At 64.8% G+C, this 2,721-nt stretch carries 2 protein-coding genes; both read left to right on the top strand.

The features are described 5' to 3' along the window. A partial coding sequence (locus AAC083_RS02645) for an NAD-dependent succinate-semialdehyde dehydrogenase (RefSeq protein ID WP_258224868.1) occupies nucleotides 1-1,343 on the top strand: 1,343 nt, incomplete at its 5' end. Between the two features lie 258 nt (nucleotides 1,344-1,601). Next, a partial coding sequence (gene gabT / locus AAC083_RS02640; RefSeq protein WP_375134794.1) for a 4-aminobutyrate--2-oxoglutarate transaminase occupies nucleotides 1,602-2,721 on the top strand: 1,120 nt, incomplete at its 3' end.

The following is a 2,721-nucleotide window of genomic DNA, read 5'->3' as shown; positions in this document are numbered from 1 at the left end:
TCACCCAGGTGCCCGACATGGACGAGGCGGACACCCGCCGCGCCATCGAGGCCGCCCACACAGCCCAGCCGGCCTGGGCGGCGCTCACCGCCAAGGAGCGCAGCAACCGGCTTCATGCCTGGTTCGAGCTCATCATGGCCAATCAGGATGAGCTGGCCCGCATCATGACCTGCGAGCAGGGCAAGCCGCTGGCCGAGGCCAAAGGGGAAGTGGCCTATGGCGCCAGCTTCATCCAGTGGTTTGCGGAAGAGGGCAAGCGCGCCTACGGCCGCACCATTCCGGGTTTTTCCAACGACAGGCGTCTGGCCACCATCAAACAGCCGGTGGGCGTGGTCGCCGCCATCACCCCCTGGAACTTCCCCATCGCCATGATCACCCGCAAGGCGGGCCCGGCACTGGCCGCCGGTTGCACCATCGTCATCAAGCCTGCCGCCGAGACACCGCTGTGTGCACTGGCGCTGGCGGTACTGGCGGAGCAAGCGGGCATACCAGCCGGGGTCATCAACATCGTCACCTCCCATCAGGCGGCCGCCGTGGGCAACGAGCTGTGCAACAACAAGCGGGTGCGCAAACTCTCCTTCACCGGCTCCACCCGCATCGGCAAGCTGTTGATGCGCCAGTGCGCCGACACCATGAAGAAACTGTCGCTGGAGCTGGGTGGCAACGCCCCCTTCATCGTATTTGATGATGCGGATCTCGACGCCGCCATCGCCGGGGCGCTGGCCTCCAAATACCGCAACGCGTGCCAGACTTGCGTCTGCGCCAACCGCATCCTGGTGCAAGCCGGTGTCTACGAGGCCTTCGCCGAGAAGCTCACCGCCGCCGTGCACGCCTTCAAGGTGGGGGATGGCATGAGCGAGGGCACCCAGATTGGCCCGCTGATCAACGCCGCCGCCGCCAGCAAGGTGGCCGAGCTGGTCAAGCAAGCCACCGCCGCCGGGGCCGAGGTACTGGTGGGGGGGGAAGCCCATTCCGCCGGCCCGCTCTTCTACCAGCCCACCATTTTGGGCAAGGTCGACAAGAGCAACCCCATTTTGCAGGAGGAGATCTTCGGCCCGGTCGCCCCGCTGGTGCGTTTTGAAACAGAAGCTGAGGCTATCGCCATCGCCAACGACACCCCCTACGGGTTGGCCGCCTACTTCTATGGCCGCGACATCGCCCGGGTATGGCGCGTGGCCGAGCAGCTGGAATACGGCATGGTGGGCATCAACGAGGGGATCATCTCCACCGAGCTGGCCCCCTTTGGCGGCATCAAGGAGTCCGGTCTTGGCCGCGAAGGGGCGGCCGAGGGGCTGGAAGAGTACCTCGAAACCAAATACCTCTGCTTTGGCGGCATTCGCTAAGGCAGCAGAGGGCCAAAGCATCCCATTCACCTATGCATTGGCCGCAAAATCCATCGTTTTGATAGATAGAACCAGGAGTTCGCCCGAGGCGGCAAGGGGCTAAATGTGGCCCACTGTGCCCCGCAAGAGGGCTGCTGCAGAGCAAACCACACGCCGCCGATCTGGGCCAATGGGCCAGTCGGCGGCGATGGGCGCCAAGTCGCCCGCCACACATTCAGTCAGGGAATATCGGGGGCTGCGGCCCCTCAGGGAGGAAAGATGAGTCAGTCAGAATCAAACAAGGCGTGGCAAGCGCGCCGCGAAGCGGCCGTGGTCAACGGCGTCGGCACCCTGCTACCGGTGTTTATCGACCGGGCGAAAAATGCCGAGCTGTGGGATGTGGAGGGCAACCGCTACATCGACTTTGCCTCCGGCATCGCCGTGCTCAACACCGGCCACAACCACCCGAAAGTGGTGGCGGCGGTGCGTGAACAGCTCGAAAAATTCAGCCACACCTGCTTCCAGGTCACCCCCTACCCCGGCTATATCGAGCTTGCCGAGAAGCTCAACGCCCTGGTGCCCGGGCCTACCCCCAAACGCACCCTGTTTCTCTCTACCGGCGCCGAGGCGGTGGAAAACGCCATCAAGATAGCCCGCGCCCACACGGGTCGCAGCGGCACCATCGCCTTCAAGGGGGGCTTTCACGGTCGTACCATGATGGGCATGGCACTCACCGGCAAGGTGGTGCCCTACAAGACCGGCTTCGGCCCCTTCCCGGGGGAGGTCTATCACCTGCCCTTCCCGAGCGATTATCTGGGGGTGAGCGAGGCCGATGCCCTGGCCGCGCTGGATCTCTGCTTCAGCTCGGATATAGAGCCGGCCCGGGTCGCGGCCATCATTCTCGAACCCGTGCAGGGTGAGGGTGGCTTCTATCCCGCCTCCCCAAGCTTCATGCAGAGCCTGCGCATGCTGTGCGATCAGCACGGCATAGTGCTCATCTGCGACGAGATCCAGAGTGGCTTCTGTCGCACCGGCAAGACCTTTGCCACCGAATACAGCGGCATAGAACCGGACATCATGACGCTCGCCAAAAGCCTGGCTGGCGGCTTCCCGCTCTCGGCCGTGGTGGGCAAGGCGGCTATCATGAATGCCGCCAAGCCGGGGGGTCTGGGGGGCACCTATGCGGGTTCGCCCATCGCCTGCGCCGCCGCCCTGGCGGTGCTGGAGGTGATCGACGAGGAGCAACTCAACCAGCAAGCCCTGACCCAGGGTGAGCAGATCAAGGCCCGCCTGCACCAGCTGGCGGAACGCTTCGACTGCATCGGTGACATCCGCGGCCCCGGCGCCATGGTCGCCATGGAGCTGGTCAAGGGACGAAATGCCAGCCGGCCCGACCCGG

This window comes from Aeromonas sp. HMWF014 (assembly GCF_963878295.1).
Lineage (GTDB): Bacteria > Pseudomonadota > Gammaproteobacteria > Enterobacterales > Aeromonadaceae > Aeromonas > Aeromonas popoffii.
The sequence above is the reverse complement of the archived record's forward strand: the minus strand, read 5'-3'. Positions and strand labels throughout refer to the sequence as shown.